Below are 20,289 nucleotides of genomic sequence, written 5' to 3'. Positions count from 1 at the left end.
CTTGCCATAGGTGCAGGCTAGCTTTGTATTTACTTTAAGGATTTGAAATGCGATTCAAATTTCGTGCAATGACCATTGCGCTTGGCCTGGCCAGTGCGACCCTGCCAGCCCAAGCGGACGATCTGTACCAGATCTACCAGCAAGCACTTACCAAGGACCCGGTACTGCTGCAAGCCAAAGCCACCCGGGATGCGGCGTTCGAAGCCATCGATCAGAGTCGAGCCTCTCTGCTGCCACAAATCAGTGGTTCATTGGGCTACGGCGTTAACTGGTTCGATGATTTGGGCGAACAGACCGACGACGGCGGCGCCGGCAGCGCTGGCTTGTCGTTGAACCAAAGCATCTACGACCACGCCAACTACGTCAATCTGGCGTTGTCAGAGAAGAGTGCCTCTCAATCCGATGCCAACTACGCTCTGGCGGTGCAGAACCTGGTGGTTCGCGTGTCTCAGGCCTATTTCGACGTACTGTCGGCTCAGGATGCCCTGGAGTTCGTGCAGGCCAACAAACGCGCCATTGAGCGACAGTTGGAGCAGACTAAGCAGCGGTTCGCCGTCGGCCTGACCGCCATCACCGATGTGCATGAAGCACAGGCGCAATACGATCTGGCGGTCGCCGAAGAGATCAACGCTCAGAATACGCTGGAAAACAGCTACGAAGGCCTGCGTGAAATCACCGGCATTCCGCACACCGACCTGGCGGTGCTGGACACTCAACGATTCAGCCCTTCCACGCCGACGCCGTCCACTCACGAAGCCTGGCTTGCCCTGGGTGAAGAGAGCAGCCTGGAGCTGTTGAGCCGTCGCCTGGGTGTGGATATCGCCAAAGAGCGGATCAATCTGGCCAAAACCGGACATCTGCCAAGCCTGGGCCTGAGTGCCGGCGTGACCAAGTCGTTCAGCGAGGACGATCGGGTCGGCAGCATCAGCAATGACACCACGGGTAATGTGGCGTTGCAGTTGAGCGTGCCGATTTTCCAGGGTTTCTCCGTCAGCAGCCAGGTTGAACAAGCGAAGTACAACTTCGTGGCTTCCTCCCAGGCACTGGAAGAGTCTCACCGCTCGGTGGTACGCAGCCTGCGCAACAGCCTCAACAACGTCAACGCCTCCATGAGCACCATCCGAGCCTATGAGCAATCCGTGGTCTCGGCGGAAAGCGCCCTGAAAGCCACCGAAGCCGGCTTTGAGGTGGGCACCCGTACCATTGTTGAAGTACTGACCTCCACCCGTCAGTTGTACAGCGCCAAGCAGCAACTTGCCGACGCCCGTTACAACTACATTCTGGCGGTGCTGTCGCTGAAACAAGCGGCCGGTACCCTGAGTGAAGAAGACGTGCAGATGATCAACAAGGGTCTGAAATAACCCGCGTTCATCGGCCACAAAAAAACCGCCCTCGGGCGGTTTTTTTATGCTTTGTATCTGGACTCAGAAGCTGAGTTCGACACCGGCAAACACACCGGAGAACTCCAGATCGGCGTTGGTGCCCCAACGGCTGACATCAAAGCTGTGCTGACGATAGCCGCCTTTGACCGCCAGATTCAGGGGCAGCATGTCCAGCTCCCAGCCCAAACCCAGTTGATAATCACTGATGTCCTTGTCGTCGTATTTGCCCACAGACACGTCGGTATAGATAAACAGACCGGTGCCAACCAGGTTCACCTGGCCTTTGGCGTACGCCAGCAAAATGCCGTCATCGAGATCATCGCTGTTAAAGCCACCGTCATTGAGTTTACCGCTGTAGATGCGGTAGTTGGCACCCAGATCCAGCTCGACGGCGCCGTTGTCCAGCAGCTCATAATAGGCAATGAAATCGGTGTTGGTCAGATCCGCACTCAATGAACCGTTGCCGTCGGCTTCCTGCTGGTTATGACGCACCATCAGGTTTGGTAGCAACGGAATGAAGTGCTCAAACGCCACATAGCCGCTGAAGCGGTAGCTATCGTCCCAGCCGGCACCACTGCCACGCACATTGCCATCAACGCTGTTCTGCTGAAGATCCAGGCCCAGTTTCACTCCCAGCACATCGGCATGAGCGCCCACGGAGATCAACGAAGCAATTGCGGCGGCAGCCAGGCTTAGTTTTACACGCATTGTCTATTTACCCTTGAGTTAACAACTGTTTTAAGTCAATCAGTGCGGCATTAGCCCGACTGATGTAGTTGGCCATTACCAACGAATGGTTGGCCACAATTCCAAAGCCACTGCCATTGAGCACCATCGGACTCCAGACGGTTTCCTGGGTGGCCTCCAGTTCACGAATGATCTGCTGCAGGCTGACGGTGGCATTTTTCTTTTCCAGTACCTGTTCGAAATCCAGCTCCACTGCCCGCATGATCCCCAGCAGGGCCCAGCAACTGCCGCGAGACTCGTAGAACACGTCATCGATCTTCCACCAGCTGGTTTTGACGATCTGATCGCTGACGGTGAGGGTGGAACTGCTGGCGGAGCTGTCTCCGGCCAGATCGGTATTCAAACGACTCTGGCCGACACTGGCTGACAATCGCTGTGACAGGCTGCCCAGACGCTTATCCACCTGGTCCAGCAGTGCCACCAGGTTATCGGCTCGGGCGTAAAATTGGGCCGTTGGCTGAGTCGGATCGCTGATTCGGTCCCGATAGGCACGCAGCGATGCAGCTCCTTCCCGGTACTGGGACTCGGCGCTGGGAATCACCCAGCTGCGATGATCGATGTTGAATTTAGGCTGCGCCTTCTGCAGATCCGGATCGGCGGTAGATTGCGACTGAGACCGGGACAGGTCCTTGCGCATCACCAAGGTCAGATCCCGCACCTGCTCCAGGGCACCAAACTCAAAGGCCGGCATGTTATCCATCAACACCGACGGTGGCAGTTTGTCGTTGGACAGAAAACCTCCGGGTTTATCCAGCAGGGTTTCGGTGATCAAAATGGCGGCGGTGGTCGTCGCATACCCGGTGACCTGTGGTTCACTGCGCAGCTGCGCGTACTCGATGGCATCCGGCTCAATGCTCCACCATACGGCGATCAGCCAGCCCAAAACGACCAGGCCCAATGTGGACCCGATAACCCACTTGCGATTCAGTGCAACCATCATTAACTCCCTACTCAGTGATTGTGGTGGTGGGCCCCATGTGCCTTCATAGCGACCACCGGCAGCTGCAGCTGTTGGCTGCTGCCATTGTCAAAGGACAGCTGACAGGTCACCTGCTGGCCTGCCTTGGGCGTGTGGTGTATGGCCAGCAACATCAAATGATCGCCACCTTGCTGAAGCTTAACTTCTTTCTCTTTCGGCAACGCCACCTTTTCAATGCGCCGCATCTTCATCATGCCATTTTCGGTCAGCATGGTGTGGATCTCGGTCTTAGCGGCCAGGTCACAGCTCGCCCCCACCAGGGCGGTGTCTTCACCGTGATTGATCAGTGTCATATAGGCGGCGGTATTGGGCACACCCGGTGGCATCTCTCTGACCATTCCCTGGACAATCTCAACCTGAGCAAACAGCGGTGTCGCCAGCAGCAATGCCGACCAAGCAAACAGTTGTTTGAATTTCATATGGCTTACCTTACACTTCCTTGGTATAAAAAATACTCACCTCCACGGAAAGGAACTGAAATGGCATCCAGCATAGAATTGTCCCGTGACGGTCATGTCATGGTACTGACCATCAATCGCCCGGACAAGCGTAACGCACTGACTCAAGAGATGTATTGCAGTCTGACAACACACCTGCAACAGGCTGATGACGATCCCGAGGTGCGTGCCTACCTGATCCGCGGCCAGGAAGACTGCTTTACCGCCGGCAACGATCTGTCTTCTTTTCTCGATACCGGCTTTGGCGAAGACAATGAAGCGGTGCGCTTCATCAAGACGCTGCCAACCCTGAAAAAACCGCTGATCGCCGCGGTCGCCGGCAGCGCCGTGGGCGTCGGCAGCACCCTGCTCCCCCACTGTGACATGGTCATCGCCGCCGACAACGCCAAATTTGTCCTGCCCTTCGTCAATATCGGCATTGTTCCGGAAGCCGCCTCCAGCACCTTAATTCCGCAGATGTGTGGCGGCCCTCTGGCCTCGGAGTTGCTGCTGCTGGGCGAACCCTTCGGTGTCGAAAAAGCCAAGGCCGTGGGATTAGTGAATCACAGTTGTCCGGCTGACCAGCTGATGAAGCTGGCCATGGAGTACGCCCAGAAGTTTGCCGCCCGACCGCCCGAAGCGATGCAGCAAGCCAAGGCGCTGCTGAAGTTGTCTCAACCTCAGTTGGGTCAGGTGATGCAGGCGGAGTTTGCGGCGCTGGCCGAGCGGCTGAGCAGTAATGAGACTCGTCAGGTGATCGGCGCGCTGATCAACAACAAATAGCGCCAACGCTGCAGTAAGGTGGCGGAGCCCCTGAGAGGGCGATAGGGACTCCGCCGAAACTGACATTACCGGCTTCTCTGCCACACCCAGCAAGCCAGCAGCAAAACCGCCACCAACAGCAGTGACGGCGTGCCATAGTCCTGCCACCACCACACCATGGCGGTGGCGTCTGCGATGGTGACCATAATCAGGCACACCACCAACAGGATAATCAGTAATACCGGCATCGCCGCTTTGGCATCAGCAAAGAGGCCACAATGTAGATCAGGGTTGCGGAAACAGGCTCTATCATCAGATAGACCGCGAACACCACCCGGCACCAAAACAGATTCAGGCCCCAGTGCTCACACAGGCCGGCAAATAATCCAGCCACCCACCCCTTTGCGGGGTCCCGCATTAATCGACTGCTCATGTCGCTCTCCTTAGTGTCGAGATTGATACCACCATACGCCCAGGGCGCTGACGCCCCACCCGGCTACCGGTAACATGCACAGCAGCACGGGGGTCCAGCCGGCGATCATTCATCGTCTCCGAATTGGCCGTTGGAAGCGGTCAAGTTGCTGTCATCGGTGATCAGCACCAGCTCGGTACGCATCTCGGCAATGCCGCGGGATGCATCGGACTTCAGTTCACCATCGAGTTGAGCGGCGATGTCCAGCCGCAGGGATGAGATCTTGGAAGACACGAACTGCTCGACTCCCTGTTCAATCTCATCTTGTGGGTTTGCAACCGCAGCGCCAGACACCATCATCAGGGTGACCAGGGATACCGCCAGCAGGGACTTCACTTTGATTGAACCTTCCATGAGTTGCTCCATTTAGGATGTTGGTTAATGACACTGATGGTTATTCAATCAGCGTGCCAACTTTTATTTCATTGATACTAAAGGGAGTTGTTAAAAACCGAGGAGGGTGTGGTGTGCCGATTTAAGGAGATTGCCGGGGAAATGGTGATTTTCACCACCCCTTGGCGAAATTGGTCAAAAAAGGGACAGCAGCTGCCCCTTGGTCTAAATCAAACCGGCTGCACCGCTGTGGCCAGAGCCAGCTCGACCATGTCGCCGAAGCTTTTCTGGCGCTCTTCAGCGGTGGTCTCCTCGCTCTTCAACAGGTGGTCGGAGACGGTGAGAATGGTCAGGGCACGCACCCCATGTTCTGCGGCGATGGCATAGAGGGCCGATGCCTCCATCTCCACCGCCAGCACCTTCATTTTCTGCAGCGCGGGCAACAAAGCCGGATCGCTGCCGTAGAAAAGGTCATTGGTAAACACAGTGCCAAAACGGGCGGCCATTCCCAGCCGCTGCGCCTGCTGCTGACAGGCCATCGCCAGGTCGAAATCCGCGACCGCCGGGTAGTCATAGCCTGCAAAACGAGTACGATTGGTCAGTGAGGCGGTGCCCGCTCCGGTGGCCACCACCACATCCCTGAGCGAGAGGTCCTCGGCCACCCCGCCACAACTGCCGACGCGGATCAGGGTTTTGACCCCATAGTCGCGAATCAACTCTTCGGCGTAGATCGAGATCGACGGGACGCCCATGCCGTGTCCCATCACCGACACCCTATGGCCATTCCAGGTGCCGGTAAAGCCCAACATGTTGCGCACATTGGTCACTTCCACCGCATCCTCGAGAAAGGTATCGGCAATGTACTTGGCCCGCAGGGGGTCACCGGGAAACAACAGCAATTCGGCAAAATCACCAGGCTTAGCGTTGATATGGGGAGTCATTTTGATTTCCTCTTTTTTCAGTGTCGGGGACAGTGTAAAAAGAGGTTTGAGATCAGCATGAGGACAATTGTCCGCCAGGGGAGTCAGAAATGCCTGCGTCAGCGTCCCGCCCTTTAAGCAGTGCCATTAGCGAGGGCCATCAACAGTTGATGGACGCCATCCACGCCCTGCCTTTGAAGCAATGGCAGTTGGAGGAGGGACAGCCCTTGTTGCACCAGGGAGAGCATGTCAACGCCCTCTACTGGGTGGAGAAAGGCGAGTTCACCCTGCACTACGCCGCCGCCAACGGCAAAGAGTTTGGTCTGGGGATCTGGCAGGGGAATCGGCGGCTATTCGGCGAAGTGGAACTGCTAACCGGCCTTCCCTGCCAGTTTGACGTGGTGCCGCTGGCGCCCGTCATTGTCCGGCAACTGCCCAGAGCCAAACTGGAATCCTTGCTCATCGAACACCCCAAAATCGGCCTGTGGCTCAGCCAACAGTTGGCGGGTTATTACCAGCAACAGATGCAACGTTCCATGACGCTGAGCCTCTATCCTCTGGCGCACAACATCGCCCTGGATCTGATGCAGCGCAGAGCCCGGGGCGAGCCGGACCTCAAGCTCTATCAGGAAGCGGCCCGCTTCGGCTGCTCCGAACGGGTCTACCGGCGCGTGGTGGCCCAGTTAACCGAATTGGGGCTGTTGGAAAAGCGTGGGGGGCGGCTGGAGATCGTCAGCCAAGACAAGTTAACGGCCTTTCTGGACCTGTAAACAACAACGCCGCCCCGATAGGGCGGCGTTGGCTTATTCGCTATCCCGGGTGACCAGTGATCAACCCGCCGCGTCCTCGAGGGGCTCGCCCACGTGGGCCATCGCCTCCAGCAGCAATGCCGGTGTGGCATCCGCGTGATGGGCTCGCTCGGACAGGGTGCGGCGCCAGGTGCGGGCGCCGGGCAGCCCGTTAAACAGACCCAGCATATGGCGAGTCACGTGGTTTACCCGGCCGCCACCGGCAAGATGGCGCTCCACGTAGGGCACCATCATCTCCACCACTGCGCGGCGATCCACTGCCGGGGTATCACAGCCGTAGATCTCTCTGTCCACCGCCGCCAGCAGGTAAGGGTTCTGATAGGCCTCGCGACCGACCATCACCCCATCCAGGTGCTGCAGGTGGGTCTGACACTCCTGCAGGGTTTTTATGCCGCCGTTGAGGGCCAGGGTCAGCGCCGGGTAATCCCGCTTCAGTTGATAGGCCCGCTCATAATCCAGCGGTGGAATCTCACGGTTCTCTTTCGGACTGAGCCCCGACAACCAGGCTTTTCGAGCATGGATGGTAAAGCTATCGCACCCCGCCGCCGACACGGTATCGATAAACTGAGTCAAAAACTCGTAGCTGTCCTGATCGTCGATGCCGATGCGGGTCTTCACCGTCACCGGCAGATCCACCGCCTGTCTCATGGCGTCCACGCAGCGGGCCACCAACGTCGGCTCTGCCATCAGGCAGGCGCCAAAACGGCCATTTTGCACTCGATCCGACGGGCAGCCGACGTTGAGGTTGATCTCGTCATAACCCAACTCCTGGGCCCGCTTGGCACACAGGGCCAGATCCGCGGGATCGCTGCCACCCAGCTGCAGTGCCAACGGATGTTCCTGCTCGTTGTAGCCAAGATAATCGCCCTTACCGTGAATGATGGCACCGGTGGTAACCATCTCGGTATACAGCAGGGTGTGACGGGACATCAGCCGTGCAAAATAGCGATAATGGCGGTCGGTCCAATCCAGCATGGGGGCAACGGAAAACCGGCAGTTGTGTTCAACCTGACTCAAGAGCATGACACCTTTTACAAATTCACTCAGACCATTCGGTCGCGGATGGTCAACCCGGCCGCCCAGCTTGGGCAACCTAAGGCCCTAACGGGCCAGGGGCGGCAGTATAGCAGAGCCAGGCGGCACTGAAAAAAGCCAATCGCCCCTCGGTCGAGGGTGCCTCGACACCACCCGGCCTAACTCCCTGCCGGTACTGGCTTTACCCTGAACAACGCCTCGTTAGCCCATCAGGGTAGTCAGCAGCCGTCGTGCTCCGCCGTGATCCCGGTGTTCACCGAGATAGATCCCTTGCCACTGCCCCAGCCCCAGTCGCCCTTGTCGAACCGGCAGCAACAAACTGGTGCCCAGCAGACTGCTCTTAATGTGGGCCGGTATGTCGTCATCGCCTTCATAATCATGGCGAAAATAGGCGCTGCCATCGGGCACCAGACGATCAAAGAAGGCGCTGAAGTCACCACGCACGGTAGGATCACAGTTCTCATTCAGGGTCAGGCTGGCAGAGGTGTGTTGCAGTTGCAGATGCAGCAGGCCACTGGGCAACTGCGCCAGCGGCAACGCCGCCTCAATCTCATCGGTGATCAGGTGAAACCCCCGCGGGCGCGGGGACAGGGTCAGCATGCGCTGGTTCATGGTGGCGCTCCATCGTAATTCTCATTTCCGGCATGATGGCCACAAGCGCCGGTCAGGGCAAGTCCCTCCGACGGCACCACAGGCATGAATGGGCTAGCCCATTGGCACCAAAACAGCTCAGAAACTAAACTTTTGGGTGATGGGAAGCCCGAGTGATTATCCCTAAGTTACGTCCATGGGTTTGACCGACAACTCACCTTTTTTCAGATACCTAAGGCCGTAGACCATGATGTGGCGAGCGCTGTTGCTGTCCCTACCGCTGCTCCTGTCAGCCCCCGCCTGGGCTCAGGAAGACGACATCGAACTGGATGGCCTGCTGGTGGATCGGACCCTGACCCGGTTTGGCAAAGATTTTCTCTACTACTATTCCGGCTACTGGCGGGATCTGCCTGGCACTCAAGGGTTCATCGTCACCGTCAGTGAAACCGTCTACCCGCAAGCCGGGACTCGACTGTGGATAGAGGTCAATCAAACAAAAATATATGAGACCTATTTTGGCCGCCGCCACAACAACATGAAGGAGCGCGCGGATCAGGCCATGTTGGTCACCATCGACCACGTAACACAGGTGAAAGCCAACATCATGCTGGGCCAGCACGATGACCACTGGTGATCACATGGAGGTGAACATGCGCATCCGATTTCTCTGGCTACTGACCCCGCTGCTGAGCTTTACCGTCGGCGCCACTCAGCTCAGCTACCAACCCATCAACCCCAGCTTTGGCGGCAATCCGCTTAACGGCAGCTTCCTGCTTGGCAAGGCTCAGTCTCAGAATGACCATACCGCCGATCGCACCGAAGCCAGCTTCGTAGAGCGGTTCCAGGAGTCGCTGGAGCGCAACCTGTTGTACAGCCTGACCCGCAGCATCTCCAACGGCGAGTTTACCGCCGGCACTTACAACACCGGCGACTACATCGTCGAGGTGCTTGACAGCGATCCCAATAACATCATCGTCCGCATTACCGACATCACCACCGGTGAGATCACCGAGATCGTCATGCCTCGAGTGGAGTTGTAGCCATGAGACTGCCACTGATTCTGCTGATGCTCATGCTGCTGTCCGGCTGCGCGGCCATGCCCAAACCTGACCTGTTTACCGAGCAGGCACAGATCGATCCGGTCAGCGAGCTGATGTTGTCGATGCAGCAGGCACCGACGCCACAATACCCGATACCGGTGGCGGTGTACGCCTTTCGAGACCAGACCGGACAATATAAGCCTCAGGCCAATGTCAGCTCCTTCTCCACCGCGGTGACTCAGGGCGCCACCTCGATGCTGATACAGACACTGCTGGAGACCGGCTGGTTTGATCCGGTGGAACGTGAAGGGCTGCAGAACCTGTTGACCGAACGCAAGATCATTCGCCAGCGACAAAGCAAAGAGGAATCTCTGCCGTCACTGGCGGATGCCAGGTTGCTGTTTGAGGGCGGCATCATCTCCTACGATACCGACACCTCTACCGGCGGCATCGGTCTGGAGTATTACGGCATCGGCATCTCCGAACTGTTCCGCAAGGATCAGGTCACCCTGTACCTGCGGGCGGTCGACGTCCACAGCGGCAAGGTGCTGCTGTCGGTTTCTGCCACCAAGAACATCTTCTCACAGGAACTGCGAGCCGGCTTTTTCCGCTACATCAGCCTCAACCGGTTGGCGGAAGCAGAAACCGGCTACACCACCAACGAGCCGGTGCAACTCTGCGTTCGCCAGGCCCTGGAAACCGCGGTGGCGGAGATCATCGAACAGGGCAAACAGAAGGGCTTCTGGAGCAGCAGTTAACCCTCCAGCACCGTTCCTGTTTCAACGCTTGCCTCGGGCAGCCTACGGGCTGCCTTTTTTTTGCCTGAAAACAGAGCTAACCCCCCGAAAAACAGCCTAACCCCGATGAACTAGCCCACACCAGCAAGGACCGAACAATACCTAGACAATAAGCTATTAATCAGCAACTTAAGCATAAAATTGTCAGAACCAGAAAACCCCCCATAACGGCTATAGAGGCCCTCAAATGGGATAGGTAGCATGGAGCTACTTTCTGATGAGGTTGTTATGAAATCGCTGCTTCTGAGTTTTCTATTACTCTGCACGCCACTGCTGGCGAATGAGTTGTCTTTGCCTCTGCAGGCCTTGATGGACTCTCGCTCGGTAGCGGATTTGCTGGCGCAGGAAAACCCGAACAGGATCTCGCTGCAACAAACCGGCGCCTTTAACCGCGCCGCTCTGTATCAGTCGGGCAACGACAACCTCATCGCCCTTTTACAAAATGGCGAACACCAAGACAGCATTATCCAACAGCAGGGAGAGGGCAACCGGGTTGCGGCGCTGCAGTATGGCACTAACAACGAGCTAACGCTCAGCCAGTACGGCAACGATAACCAGGCCCACATCTTTCAGGGGGGTAATGGCAGCAAACTTGAGATTCACCAGGAGGGGGACGCCAACCTCCTCGATGTCGGGATCTATTCAGTGACGCCGATGGAATCGCCGCTCACCATCCAGCAGACCGGATACGGCCGTGATCTCCTGATAGGCTTTTACTAATCCGAAAAGGAACTGATGATGAAACACGGAATTAAGTTATCACTGGTGGCCGTTGCTCTGGCCAGTGTGGGTTTTGCCGCGACGGCAGAAGACACCGTCTCCATTACCCAAACCGGCAATGACAACGCCGCCAACTACCACTCCAATGGTGGCAACAGCGCGACCATGACTCAGAGCGGCGACAATAACGACATCGCCACCGGCCTGTTTGCCGATGGCGGCAACACCGCCATCCTGAGCCAGAGTGGCGACAGCAACGCCATCAGTCTGAATGAAACCAGCACCACCACAGGTGCCGGCAGCGACTACAACCTGACTCAGAACGGCAGCACCGGCCTACTTGACAAGGCACAGGGCCAGCAGATTGCCATCGACATGTTTGGCGGTAACAACGACGTGACGGCCACTCAAACCTATGGCGATGGCCAGGATGTCGAAGGCGCCGCCGTCGGCAACCAGATCATGATGAGCGCCGCCGGCGTCGACAACACCTTGATGTTGGATCAGAGCGGCGACAGCAACGTCATCAGCTTCCACTCCGAAAACGCCTCCGGCAATACCGTGACTGCCGGTCAAAGCGGCGACAACAACAACCTGGACATGTCCGACGTCAACAACCTGCAGGGCGTCGGCGTGACCACCCTGCAGAACGGCGATAGCAACATCATCGACATGAGCGACGTCGAAAATGTCGAAGGCGGCAGCATCGACGCCTTCCAAAATGGCCAGGGCAACAGTGTTAACTTGCTCAGCGTCACCAACCTGAGCGGTGCCACCATCTCCAGCGACCAGAACGGCAGCGCCAACAGCTTCAACCTGTCCGGTGTCAACGACGTCAGCGCCTCCACCATTAAGGGCGTACAGGCCGGCAGTGGCAACAGCATCGACTTCTCCGATGCCGATGGCATCAACGGCTCGACCATCACGGCCGACCAGGCGGGCAATGGCAACATCGTTACCGGTACCGTCAGCAACATCAGCAACTCCACTCTGTCGGCCACTCAGGGCGACCTGGCCGAAGGCAACGGCAACGACGTTGACTTCATCGCCGTGGACCTGACCGACAGTGAACTGGTCACCAACCAGACCGGCCAGAGCAACGAGATCGACGTGGACGTGCGCTGGTCAGAGAACGTGGATTACACCCTGACTCAGACAGGCGAGAGCAACCAGATCGATTACGCCAGCTCCTGGGGCTCGACCAACTCGACTCTGACCATCGACCAGTTGGGCGATCGTAACTACGCCAATGTCATAGCCGACGGCGACGGCAACACCCTGACTCTGGGCCAAACCGGCAGCGATCATCGCGCCGACGTCGACGTCTATGCCGACAGCAATACTCTGACTCTGACTCAAAGCGGCAGCCTGCAGGAGTTCGATGTGGACGTGACCGGCGACGGCCACGGCATCACCATGAGCCAGAGCGGCAACGATAACTACGCCAAGGTCAATGCCAAAGGCAGTGGCGGCACCATCTCTACCACCCAGGATGGTGAGATGAACAGCCTGTCTCTGCTGACGTCTGGCGCCGGCCTGACCGCCACCCTGCTGCAGGAAGGCAATGGCAACGTCATCGCCGCCAACGAGTCCGGCGGTGCTTATGAGTCCAACGGTAACGGCAACACCCTGCTGGTCAGCCAAACTGGCGGAAACAACAACGCCCTGTACGGCAGCCAGATTGGCGATGGCAACACCATCGACCTGACTCAAACCGGTTCATTCAACACCGCCACCATTGATCAGAGTGGCATGGGGAACACCGCCACTGTGATGCAGGGTGGCATGTACAACAGCGCCACTGTGGTACAGATGAATCCATAACCGGCGCCCTGAACAACAAAGGGAGACCCTGAGGTCTCCCTTTTTACGTCCGTTTACGCCGCTCAGGCCAGGCCGAGCTTACTCACCAGCTCAACCCGGTTGCGGGTTTCGGTTTTACGAAAGATGGAGGCCAGGTGAGCCTTAACCGTGTACTCGCTGATGAACAACTTGCGGGCTATCTCTTTGTTTCTGGCTCCAAGGGCCACCAGTCGTACCACGCTCTGCTCACGATTGGTCAGTTTGTCTTGCTCCTGGCGACTGCTCTGTTGCGCCTGGGCACCGATCATCTGGCACACCGCCTGCTCCAGAGTCGCCCGTGAAAACCACAGCTCCCCCTGAATCAGCGCCCGCAGCGCCGACAGGCTCATGTCGACCCGATCGTTGTGGTACAGCACCCCCTTCACTCCCTGAGTCAGCAGGTGCACCGGATCGACACTGTCTTCGGTGACGCCGAACAACGCCACCGATTGCTCTGGCAGCAACCGCTGCACCCACACCGGCACGCCATTGCGGTTTAAACCACAGGAGTCCTGTGACACCAGCAGCAACAGATCCGGCCGGTTCAGTTCCGATGCACGCACGTCCCCGGGCTGGTTGCGGACCTCGATCTCCACCTCCAGGGTCTTGCACAGCATTGGCAGGGAGTTGGCGCTGTCATCTCCCTGTATAAACAACACTTTGGAAAATTTTGTAGTCATCTCGCAATCCTTCGCTCCCACTGAATCAATCACTTGATCTCCGGGGTTCACTACAGCAGCTTTTAAGCTATCGGCTAATGCCGGCCAGCTCAAGCAGAACCTGAACCAGGGTCAACCAGTTACACTTGTCACTTTACCCTATTTCTTGCCAACAATGACCCTGCAACAGGCCATTTTTTGGTGTTTTTTTGGACAATGGCTATCTTGGCACCTATAGGTTACAAGGAGATAAACACACTCAAGGATTGAGTATGAGACCGCTCTGGGGTGCCTGGATCGCCCTGTTGCTGCATGGATGCAGCCTCGAACAACCGCACCTGCATCCCAACATCGTGGCGGATTTGCAGCCACTGAAGACTCACCAGAATCGGCCCGTCGTCCCCATTCCCGTCGCTGTTGATGACAACCCGGCACTGACCCGCATCGGCCTGGCGCTGTTTATGGATCCGCGCCTGTCCAGCAATGGCAAGGTCAGTTGTGCCACCTGCCATCCGCTGAATCAATACGGTGCTCAGCCCAGCGCCCTGTCCCCGGGAGTTGCTGGCAGCGGCCCCCGCAACAGCCCGACGGTCTTCAATACCAGCCTGAATCCGAGCCAGTTCTGGGATGGCCGCGCTCACTCCCTGGAAACTCAAATCGACGGCCCGCTGCACAACCCACTGGAGATGGACAGCGACTGGCCCGCGGTGGTGGCCAGGTTATCGAACGATGCCGCCTTTCACGACGCCTTTGTCGATGCCAGCGGCCAGCCCCTGAGCGAACACAGCATCAAGGCGGCCATCAGTCATTTTGAACGGCAACTGCTGACGCCGGGCTCACGCTTTGATCGCTACCTTCAGGGAGAGTTAACCCTGACCGCATCAGAGTCCGCCGGCTGGTCGCAGTTTCAGTCCCTGGGCTGCATCCTGTGTCATCAGGGGGTCAACCTGGGCGGCAACCTGCAACAGACCTTCGGCCTGACCCAAAGGCCCGCCAGCGCCAGCGCCGATCGGGGCCTTGGCGACAACAGCGGCGACAAACGGGACGCCCATGTATTCCGGGTTCCAGGCCTGCGCAATGTGGCGCAAACAGCCCCCTATTTCCATGACGGTTCGGTGACCCACCTCGACCAGGCCATTGAGATCATGGCGATGTCGCAACTGGGCATCACCCTGACGGCTAACCAGACCCACGACATCGGTGCATTTCTTCACAGCCTTACCGCGCCGCCGCCAGCCATTTTGCGGGAGGCACCATGACATTCGCCACCCGCCTGAAGCCGTTGGCTGCCGTTGCACTGATCGTCAGCGCGGCCATGATCGCCATCATCGTCTACGGCCGCCTGCAACTGAAGCAACTGACTCATCAACAAACCAGCCTGACCGAGGCAGAATACCTGATCACCGCCGCCCTCAATGATCTGATGACTCAGGGGCAGGAGAATCGGCGCAACCAGGACTACTCGGGCTGGTTGCATCACTACCTCATCAATAACAGCCGTGACGAGGTGTACAGTGCCCCACAGCATCAACAGCTAACACTGAAACTGAAACTGACCCAGTTTGCTCGCCACTACCACGCCCTGCAACAACACCAAGTCGCCATGGCCGTCAGTGCTCGAGCACTGCGGGCCCAGTTTCTCCAGATAGAGCACCGCGGCTCCCCGACGCAGAAGCTCAATGCCGCTTGGCTGGAACGCCACTACCTCAGTAGACACCGGGACTCTGCCGCAATTGCGAAACCCTCACCACGATGGCTCGCGTCACTTCCGCCAGGAAACCAGAGTCAGATTAACGTTCACGGCCAAGCGCTAGCGCGCTCCCAAGCCGCACATCAATACCACCTGACGGCGCTGCAGCAAACGCGCACGCCGGAGGCTCTGGCTCAAGCGATACAAACCAACCACCGCACCGCCAAGCACTACGATAATCAACAGGCATTGGCTTTCGTGATGCTGGTACTCACCTTGATCGCCCTGTCTGCCATCGAACTGATACGAAAACTGCGCTCCATCAGTAAACTCAACAACGAACTGGCCCGAATCTCTGAGCTAAAAACTTTTTTCCTGGCCACCATGAGTCACGAGATGCGCACCCCGCTGAACGCCATCAGCGGTTTTACCGACCTATTGAGTCAAAGCTCCTTGAGTCCTCAGCAGCGAGAGCAGGTCAGCCACATCGGTCAGGCCTCCAGCACCCTGCTGACCCTGGTCAATGACATCATGGACCACAGCAAGCTCAAAGCCGGAAAACTGGTGTTGGACAAACGCCACTTTGCCGTCGACGAGCTGTTGGAGGAACTGCACCACTTGTTCGCCAAGCATTGCCGCGATAAATCCCTGGCCCTGTGGGTGCATTGCGATCCCAGTGCGCCGGAAGTAATACACAGCGATCGCTTCCGCTTGCATCAGATACTGTGCAACCTGCTCAGCAACGCCTGCAAATTCACCACACAGGGTCATGTCGAACTGCGACTGAGTCGCACCAACGCCGACTCCCTGCTGATCACGGTGACCGACACCGGCATCGGCATCTCACCTGAGGCCCAGAAGCACCTGTTCGATGCTTTCACCCAAGCCGACTCCTCCATCTCCCGCCGCTTCGGAGGCACCGGCCTGGGACTGGCCATCAGCCACAGTCTGGCAACCTTGCTGGGGGGAGAACTGACGGTCACCAGTACGCCGGGCGCCGGGACCACGTTTCGATTTTCACTGCCCATTGACGACACCGTTCCTCAATCCCGCCCCAGCCTGGGACAGGTGCTGGTGCTCGGGCAGGACCGGGTGGCCGTTCCCGCCCTGCTGGACATTCTTCGCCGCCAGCATTTCGATGCCAGCGACAATCCCGCCATGCTGAGCCACACCGACGAGCCGGGACTGCTTCACGTTATCCTGGCCGACGCACAAGGGCGACAACAGTGGCGGCAACTGAAACCAACCCTGTCACCGCGACGGAGGAAGTGGAAACTCTACAGCATCGACTCCGAAGGGAGCACACCGACACCGGAGTTCACCGCCATTAGCCTTCCGGTCTCCGCCAAAGACCTGCAGCAACTGCTGCACCAACAGGCACCGGCCGAATCGCAACCTGTCCTTCGGGACAATGGTCACCCGTTGCGCGACAGGCGGATTTTGGTGGTCGATGACGTCATGACCAATCGGCTGGTGGCTAAGCAGATACTGACCAAAATGGGGGCCACCGCCACGGTGGCAGACGGGGGGAAACAGGCAATTGAGTTATTGCAGACCCAGGGGTTTGATCTGATTCTGCTGGATATCCAAATGCCGGGCATGGACGGCTACCAAACCTGCCAGGCCCTTCGCCGTCAACTGCCTCAGCACCACGGCACCCCGGTGATTGCCCTGACCGCCAATGTACTGTCGCAGCGGGACCCAAACCTACTGGCGTCCGGCTTTGAAGGCTGCATCACCAAACCCATCACCCGGGAACACCTGTTGTCCGGCTTATCCAGGATCGTGCCTGGGTTGCTGGATACTCAGGATCGGCACCGCATCGACGGGGAGGGAGCGGCCGGCCCGATGGGACCAATGCAAGGAGAGCCGGCCGCAGTACAGCGAAAAGGGAAGCGAACCGCTAACGGGACGCCGCCACCTTTTGATAGGCAGGAAGATGCTGATACAACTCATCTTTCAGAGGATGAAGCTTAGCCTGAGCGATGCGACGGAACTGGTACACCACCAGGGCCACATTGGACGCCAGCGCAATGGCGGAGACCCACCACAGGGCTTGCGGGTTGTTGGAGGCCTTGACCGCAAACATCGAGGTATCCACAAAACTCGGGAAGCACATGACGAACATCATCCAGAATCCCAGCGTGTGGGCCCGGTGCTGCAACCACGCGCCTTTACGCATGAAGAAAGCCGGAATGGTGCAAGACAGGAGCAAGGCTCCTCCGGCATAAAATGCATGATCGCCGACGCAGTTGTAGACGTAAGCGAAATTCCACAGATCGTAAGCGACGATCCAGAACCACAGCATGTCTGGCCACAGCATGTCTTTGAATTTGTCGTTACTGATGAAGATGCCGGCCCAGCCACAGATGGCGATGATATTGAGAATGCCGGCCACGCCGTTCATGATGTTCCAGACACCGCCGGTGATCATGATGCCATCGACCATGCCGTTAAAACTGAAGCACTGAAAGTCACGGACCACCGCCTCGGCGATGTTGATCGCCAGGATCGCAGGTGGAAACATCAGCACCCACTTCTTGTCCGCCGCCCCCTTGATGTACCGAATGGCCATAAAGCCGACGCAGCCCGCCAGCGAGGAATACACCTTGGCCCAATGGAACCAGGTGCCGACACTGGAACCTTCTGCCGAGGTGGTTTTCGGCCACACGGTAAAGGTCAGAATCAATGGCAGGACAATGAAACAGGCAATGCCGGCCCACATGCTGCGGCGGGAGATCTCATTCAGAATAATCAACGCCACCAGCACGCCCAGAAAGGCCGCCCAGGAGTACCAGGGAATGGGTTCAAACAGAAACATAATGCTACCTCGTCAAGGTAGGGGGTGACCGCCGGGACGCTAATAACGACGGTCACCCATTTCAGTACTCGTCGGGTGAGGATGAACCCGACATTGACCGAAAAGGAGCGTGGGTCTCTTTGCCAGCCCAGGCACTCAGGAGACGGTGACTCCCGAGCCGGCAAAGATCCCACAGGGGTGGATTAGAAGGCGTAGTTGTACTCAACCCAGAAGCTGTCGTTCTTGGCAGTCGAGTAGTAAGTACGCACATTTTGCTTCTTGGTCAGCTGGTAAGCGACGGACACTTCAAACTCGGTGGCATCCATCTGCAGGCCGCCATCCGCCACGTCGTCATCCCAGGACTTACCGTTCAGCTCCATGGTGTAGCGGTAGCTGGCCAGCATCCACCACTTGTCGGTGAACTTCCAGTTGACGTACACCATGGCGGTACCGATAGTCGAGGCGATGTCGACGCCGCTGCTGCTGCTGTCGGGCCACTCAGGGTTCAGATCCTGAATGTTGTCGTCCATGATCACGCCACCCACATACAGGATGGGCCAGATCAGAATCTTATCGCCCACCGGAATGGTGGCCACCGGACCGGCCTGAATCACCGAGGTGGAACCGAAGAAGGGGTGATCCGCAAACACCGCGTCGACCGAGAAACCCAGGCCGTTCTTGGTGTTGATGGTGCCGTAACGCAGACGATAGGAGCGGTTGCTGGCCTTGCCCTTGGTCTTGGTACCAACCGGGCCGACACTGCCATCCGGGTACAGGCCGTACTCGATGCCGCCAAACTTGTCATTTTTATCGCCTTCGTTAAAGATGTTTTTCACCTCAAACAGGATGCCGGACTTCTGCGCGTACTCCCCCTTGTCTTCCGACAGCGCCATCATCCCTTTCAGGTTGGCCCCTTCGGTACCGTAAGAGGCACCCAGGTAGGTATACACTTCGGTGGGGCTACCCATATTAGGAGCATCTTCCACGGCGTCGTCCGCAGCCAGTGCACAGAAACTCATTGCGGCTAAGGTGAGAGCAATTGTCTTTTTCATCATAAACTCCATCGAGATTTTGTATTTATATAATCAGTGCCTAATAAAACTAACTAACCATTTCTTGTTGTAGTCTGTAATTACGCCATTTCGCTCCATATACCTGGATGAACAAAATAGTGTTCAGCAGGAAACTCAAGAAACCAATTGCCAGCATCAGTTCATCATTACGTGGCAACATCACAACATTACTTTCGTACATCGCGGGGTTGGTGAAGTAATACATAAATGACAGGGCGAGAGTAAACGCCCGGGCCTGCAACCAAGTTCCCTTAGTAATAAGCAGAGAAGGAATGGTCGCTGCGGTTAACACCATGAACTGAGCGGTAGCGGAACCTGGGAAGTTCAAATATACAAACGCAAAGTTCCAAACGTCGTAGGCGATGATCCAGAAGGTGGTCATGGCCGGCCAAACCATATCTTTGTCTTTGGTTTTCGCGGCTTGAATTTGTGCCCACCCGGTCAGTGTGATAATGGAGAAAATACCACCAATGGCGTTCAATACGTTGGCGGTATAACCCATGCTGAAATCCTGAAGTACCGCTTCAGAAATATTCAAGGCCAGGAAACCTGCCGCACAGAATTTCGCCCACTTCATCTCTCCGACCTTGGTGTACCGAATCAATGTAAACAGCACACAGGCACCCACGACCGAATACAGCTTCACCCACTTGAACCAGTAGCTGACGCCATAGCTGGCCCACAGGGGAATCAGCACAATCGGCAGAACAAAGAAGATCACCACAGTTGGCCATTTATAGCGGCGACAGATTTCGTTCATCACCATCAGGCCAATCAGAACGAACAACACATGAGCGTAGGCTCGCACCTGTACCCATTTATGGCCGGTAAACTTCTTGTTGCCCTTCTCATACAGGAAGCGGTCAACCGCAACCATTGGCATCGACACATCATCGAAATCATCAATGATCTGGCCGCTGCTGCTGGTAATGGTCAATTGCTGATCCTGGACCTGCCAGCGCTTCTGTTCGACGACGTTATGACCACCGTACTGCTTGGTCACAGTAACCTGGTTGTCAGCGGCAAACTCCATGCGGAAAAAAAGACTTCCTTGTCCAGGATCTCCATCCATGGTTCCTTGCCAAATCTGACCAACCAACTGGTCTTGAAAATCAACTCCTTCCAGATCGGTTGCCATGGCCGCCGGGGTCAGCAGCAACATCAGCATCATCGCCTGAAATGCTTTCACTAATCTGTTCAT

23 protein-coding genes are annotated in these 20,289 nt (G+C 57.2%); 10 read left to right on the top strand and 13 right to left on the bottom strand.

Features of this window, described 5'->3' with window-relative positions:
* Nucleotides 1-47: 47 nt before the first annotated feature.
* A complete protein-coding gene (tolC, locus tag H598_RS0118985; RefSeq protein ID WP_028114410.1) occupies nt 48-1,361 on the top strand; it encodes an outer membrane channel protein TolC in 1,314 nt (437 codons plus the stop codon).
* 63 nt (nt 1,362-1,424) lie between these two features.
* Here tolC and H598_RS0118980 read toward each other — a convergent pair whose 3' ends face one another.
* Genes H598_RS0118980 through H598_RS0118970 form a run of 3 tightly spaced genes read right to left on the bottom strand, consistent with a single transcriptional unit; the run spans nt 1,425 to nt 3,527 of the window.
* Nucleotides 1,425-2,090: a TIGR04219 family outer membrane beta-barrel protein gene (locus tag H598_RS0118980; RefSeq protein ID WP_028114409.1), complete on the bottom strand. Its 666-nt coding sequence runs from the start codon at nt 2,088-2,090 to the stop codon at nt 1,425-1,427.
* A 7-nt stretch (nt 2,091-2,097) separates the two neighbouring features.
* A complete protein-coding gene (locus H598_RS0118975; protein ID WP_028114408.1) occupies nt 2,098-3,069 on the bottom strand; it encodes a DUF2333 family protein in 972 nt (323 codons plus the stop codon).
* Between the two features lie 11 nt (nt 3,070-3,080).
* Nucleotides 3,081-3,527 (bottom strand): copper chaperone PCu(A)C, encoded by a 447-nt coding sequence (locus H598_RS0118970; protein WP_028114407.1) that lies wholly within the window; start codon nt 3,525-3,527, stop codon nt 3,081-3,083.
* 60 nt (nt 3,528-3,587) lie between these two features.
* On the opposite strand from H598_RS0118970, the gene H598_RS0118965 reads away from it, so the two are divergent.
* Complete coding sequence (locus tag H598_RS0118965; RefSeq protein ID WP_028114406.1) at nt 3,588-4,328, top strand: enoyl-CoA hydratase-related protein; 741 nt, start codon at nt 3,588-3,590, stop codon at nt 4,326-4,328.
* A gap of 65 nt (nt 4,329-4,393) precedes the next feature.
* Here the strand turns inward: H598_RS0118965 and H598_RS26645 are convergent, their stop codons facing one another.
* The 4 genes from H598_RS26645 to deoD all read right to left on the bottom strand — a co-directional run bounded on the left by H598_RS26645 (nt 4,394) and on the right by deoD (nt 6,053).
* Nucleotides 4,394-4,555 (bottom strand): hypothetical protein, encoded by a 162-nt coding sequence (locus H598_RS26645; protein WP_156897110.1) that lies wholly within the window; start codon nt 4,553-4,555, stop codon nt 4,394-4,396.
* Nucleotides 4,540-4,740: a PspC domain-containing protein gene (locus tag H598_RS0118955; protein WP_028114405.1), complete on the bottom strand. Its 201-nt coding sequence runs from the start codon at nt 4,738-4,740 to the stop codon at nt 4,540-4,542. Before H598_RS0118955 ends, H598_RS26645 begins: the two co-directional genes overlap by 16 nt.
* 105 nt (nt 4,741-4,845) lie before the next feature.
* Nucleotides 4,846-5,133, bottom strand: a complete 288-nt coding sequence (locus H598_RS0118950; RefSeq protein WP_028114404.1) for a hypothetical protein — start codon at nt 5,131-5,133, stop codon at nt 4,846-4,848.
* Nucleotides 5,134-5,342: 209 nt separating this feature from the next.
* The gene (deoD, locus tag H598_RS0118945; RefSeq protein WP_028114403.1) at nt 5,343-6,053 is read right to left on the bottom strand and encodes a purine-nucleoside phosphorylase; all 711 of its coding nucleotides are present in this window, start codon (nt 6,051-6,053) and stop codon (nt 5,343-5,345) included.
* A gap of 89 nt (nt 6,054-6,142) precedes the next feature.
* On the opposite strand from deoD, the gene H598_RS25010 reads away from it, so the two are divergent.
* Nucleotides 6,143-6,802, top strand: a complete 660-nt coding sequence (locus H598_RS25010; protein WP_051252879.1) for a Crp/Fnr family transcriptional regulator — start codon at nt 6,143-6,145, stop codon at nt 6,800-6,802.
* A gap of 60 nt (nt 6,803-6,862) precedes the next feature.
* Here H598_RS25010 and dusA read toward each other — a convergent pair whose 3' ends face one another.
* Both dusA and H598_RS0118930 read right to left on the bottom strand, forming a co-directional pair.
* Nucleotides 6,863-7,858, bottom strand: coding sequence for a tRNA dihydrouridine(20/20a) synthase DusA (gene dusA, locus H598_RS0118935; RefSeq protein ID WP_281171327.1), 996 nt, complete (start codon nt 7,856-7,858; stop codon nt 6,863-6,865).
* 219 nt (nt 7,859-8,077) lie between these two features.
* Nucleotides 8,078-8,488: a secondary thiamine-phosphate synthase enzyme YjbQ gene (locus H598_RS0118930; protein ID WP_028114401.1), complete on the bottom strand. Its 411-nt coding sequence runs from the start codon at nt 8,486-8,488 to the stop codon at nt 8,078-8,080.
* 226 nt (nt 8,489-8,714) lie between these two features.
* On the opposite strand from H598_RS0118930, the gene H598_RS0118925 reads away from it, so the two are divergent.
* The 5 genes from H598_RS0118925 to H598_RS0118905 all read left to right on the top strand — a co-directional run bounded on the left by H598_RS0118925 (nt 8,715) and on the right by H598_RS0118905 (nt 12,848).
* Nucleotides 8,715-9,101 carry a curli production assembly/transport protein CsgE gene (locus H598_RS0118925; RefSeq protein ID WP_028114400.1) on the top strand — a complete coding sequence of 129 codons (387 nt, stop codon included), beginning with the start codon at nt 8,715-8,717 and terminating at the stop codon, nt 9,099-9,101.
* Nucleotides 9,102-9,117: 16 nt separating this feature from the next.
* Complete coding sequence (locus H598_RS0118920; RefSeq protein WP_028114399.1) at nt 9,118-9,507, top strand: curli assembly protein CsgF; 390 nt, start codon at nt 9,118-9,120, stop codon at nt 9,505-9,507.
* Between the two features lie 2 nt (nt 9,508-9,509).
* Nucleotides 9,510-10,265, top strand: a complete 756-nt coding sequence (locus H598_RS0118915) for a CsgG/HfaB family protein (protein WP_028114398.1) — start codon at nt 9,510-9,512, stop codon at nt 10,263-10,265.
* Between the two features lie 267 nt (nt 10,266-10,532).
* Nucleotides 10,533-11,024: a hypothetical protein gene (locus H598_RS25785; RefSeq protein WP_051252878.1), complete on the top strand. Its 492-nt coding sequence runs from the start codon at nt 10,533-10,535 to the stop codon at nt 11,022-11,024.
* Between the two features lie 15 nt (nt 11,025-11,039).
* Nucleotides 11,040-12,848, top strand: a complete 1,809-nt coding sequence (locus tag H598_RS0118905; protein WP_084144536.1) for a beta strand repeat-containing protein — start codon at nt 11,040-11,042, stop codon at nt 12,846-12,848.
* A gap of 62 nt (nt 12,849-12,910) precedes the next feature.
* Here H598_RS0118905 and H598_RS25000 read toward each other — a convergent pair whose 3' ends face one another.
* Complete coding sequence (locus H598_RS25000) at nt 12,911-13,546, bottom strand: helix-turn-helix transcriptional regulator (RefSeq protein WP_028114396.1); 636 nt, start codon at nt 13,544-13,546, stop codon at nt 12,911-12,913.
* 251 nt (nt 13,547-13,797) lie between these two features.
* On the opposite strand from H598_RS25000, the gene H598_RS24995 reads away from it, so the two are divergent.
* Together H598_RS24995 and H598_RS0118890 are read left to right on the top strand one after the other, a co-directional pair.
* Nucleotides 13,798-14,784: a cytochrome-c peroxidase gene (locus H598_RS24995; RefSeq protein ID WP_051252877.1), complete on the top strand. Its 987-nt coding sequence runs from the start codon at nt 13,798-13,800 to the stop codon at nt 14,782-14,784.
* The gene (locus H598_RS0118890) at nt 14,781-17,192 is read left to right on the top strand and encodes a hybrid sensor histidine kinase/response regulator (RefSeq protein ID WP_028114395.1); all 2,412 of its coding nucleotides are present in this window, start codon (nt 14,781-14,783) and stop codon (nt 17,190-17,192) included. Before H598_RS24995 ends, H598_RS0118890 begins: the two co-directional genes overlap by 4 nt.
* Here the strand turns inward: H598_RS0118890 and H598_RS0118885 are convergent.
* The 3 genes from H598_RS0118885 to H598_RS0118875 form a co-directional block, all read right to left on the bottom strand.
* A complete protein-coding gene (locus H598_RS0118885; RefSeq protein ID WP_028114394.1) occupies nt 17,119-18,036 on the bottom strand; it encodes a DUF5692 family protein in 918 nt (305 codons plus the stop codon). The genes H598_RS0118890 and H598_RS0118885 overlap by 74 nt on opposite strands.
* A gap of 182 nt (nt 18,037-18,218) precedes the next feature.
* Nucleotides 18,219-19,070 carry a hypothetical protein gene (locus H598_RS0118880; RefSeq protein WP_028114393.1) on the bottom strand — a complete coding sequence of 284 codons (852 nt, stop codon included), beginning with the start codon at nt 19,068-19,070 and terminating at the stop codon, nt 18,219-18,221.
* Nucleotides 19,071-19,116: 46 nt separating this feature from the next.
* The gene (locus tag H598_RS0118875; protein WP_028114392.1) at nt 19,117-20,289 is read right to left on the bottom strand and encodes a DUF5692 family protein; all 1,173 of its coding nucleotides are present in this window, start codon (nt 20,287-20,289) and stop codon (nt 19,117-19,119) included.

This window comes from Ferrimonas kyonanensis DSM 18153, assembly GCF_000425405.1.
Lineage (GTDB): Bacteria > Pseudomonadota > Gammaproteobacteria > Enterobacterales > Shewanellaceae > Ferrimonas > Ferrimonas kyonanensis.
This window is presented reverse-complemented; position numbering and strand designations above follow the sequence as displayed.

Bases quoted from the DNA above. Each gene is read 5' to 3' on its own strand.
- tolC (WP_028114410.1), top strand. From the start codon at position 48: ATGCGATTCAAATTTCGTGCAATGACCATTGCGCTTGGCCTGGCCAGT.
- H598_RS0118980 (WP_028114409.1), bottom strand. From the start codon at position 2,090: ATGCGTGTAAAACTAAGCCTGGCTGCCGCCGCAATTGCTTCGTTGATC.
- H598_RS0118975 (WP_028114408.1), bottom strand. From the start codon at position 3,069: ATGATGGTTGCACTGAATCGCAAGTGGGTTATCGGGTCCACATTGGGC.
- H598_RS0118970 (WP_028114407.1), bottom strand. From the start codon at position 3,527: ATGAAATTCAAACAACTGTTTGCTTGGTCGGCATTGCTGCTGGCGACA.
- H598_RS0118965 (WP_028114406.1), top strand. From the start codon at position 3,588: ATGGCATCCAGCATAGAATTGTCCCGTGACGGTCATGTCATGGTACTG.
- H598_RS26645 (WP_156897110.1), bottom strand. From the start codon at position 4,555: ATGCCGGTATTACTGATTATCCTGTTGGTGGTGTGCCTGATTATGGTC.
- H598_RS0118955 (WP_028114405.1), bottom strand. From the start codon at position 4,740: ATGAGCAGTCGATTAATGCGGGACCCCGCAAAGGGGTGGGTGGCTGGA.
- H598_RS0118950 (WP_028114404.1), bottom strand. From the start codon at position 5,133: ATGGAAGGTTCAATCAAAGTGAAGTCCCTGCTGGCGGTATCCCTGGTC.
- deoD (WP_028114403.1), bottom strand. From the start codon at position 6,053: ATGACTCCCCATATCAACGCTAAGCCTGGTGATTTTGCCGAATTGCTG.
- H598_RS25010 (WP_051252879.1), top strand. From the start codon at position 6,143: ATGCCTGCGTCAGCGTCCCGCCCTTTAAGCAGTGCCATTAGCGAGGGC.
- H598_RS0118930 (WP_028114401.1), bottom strand. From the start codon at position 8,488: ATGAACCAGCGCATGCTGACCCTGTCCCCGCGCCCGCGGGGGTTTCAC.
- H598_RS0118925 (WP_028114400.1), top strand. From the start codon at position 8,715: ATGATGTGGCGAGCGCTGTTGCTGTCCCTACCGCTGCTCCTGTCAGCC.
- H598_RS0118920 (WP_028114399.1), top strand. From the start codon at position 9,118: ATGCGCATCCGATTTCTCTGGCTACTGACCCCGCTGCTGAGCTTTACC.
- H598_RS0118915 (WP_028114398.1), top strand. From the start codon at position 9,510: ATGAGACTGCCACTGATTCTGCTGATGCTCATGCTGCTGTCCGGCTGC.
- H598_RS25785 (WP_051252878.1), top strand. From the start codon at position 10,533: ATGAAATCGCTGCTTCTGAGTTTTCTATTACTCTGCACGCCACTGCTG.
- H598_RS0118905 (WP_084144536.1), top strand. From the start codon at position 11,040: ATGATGAAACACGGAATTAAGTTATCACTGGTGGCCGTTGCTCTGGCC.
- H598_RS25000 (WP_028114396.1), bottom strand. From the start codon at position 13,546: ATGACTACAAAATTTTCCAAAGTGTTGTTTATACAGGGAGATGACAGC.
- H598_RS24995 (WP_051252877.1), top strand. From the start codon at position 13,798: ATGAGACCGCTCTGGGGTGCCTGGATCGCCCTGTTGCTGCATGGATGC.
- H598_RS0118890 (WP_028114395.1), top strand. From the start codon at position 14,781: ATGACATTCGCCACCCGCCTGAAGCCGTTGGCTGCCGTTGCACTGATC.
- H598_RS0118885 (WP_028114394.1), bottom strand. From the start codon at position 18,036: ATGTTTCTGTTTGAACCCATTCCCTGGTACTCCTGGGCGGCCTTTCTG.
- H598_RS0118880 (WP_028114393.1), bottom strand. From the start codon at position 19,070: ATGATGAAAAAGACAATTGCTCTCACCTTAGCCGCAATGAGTTTCTGT.
- H598_RS0118875 (WP_028114392.1), bottom strand. From the start codon at position 20,289: ATGAACAGATTAGTGAAAGCATTTCAGGCGATGATGCTGATGTTGCTG.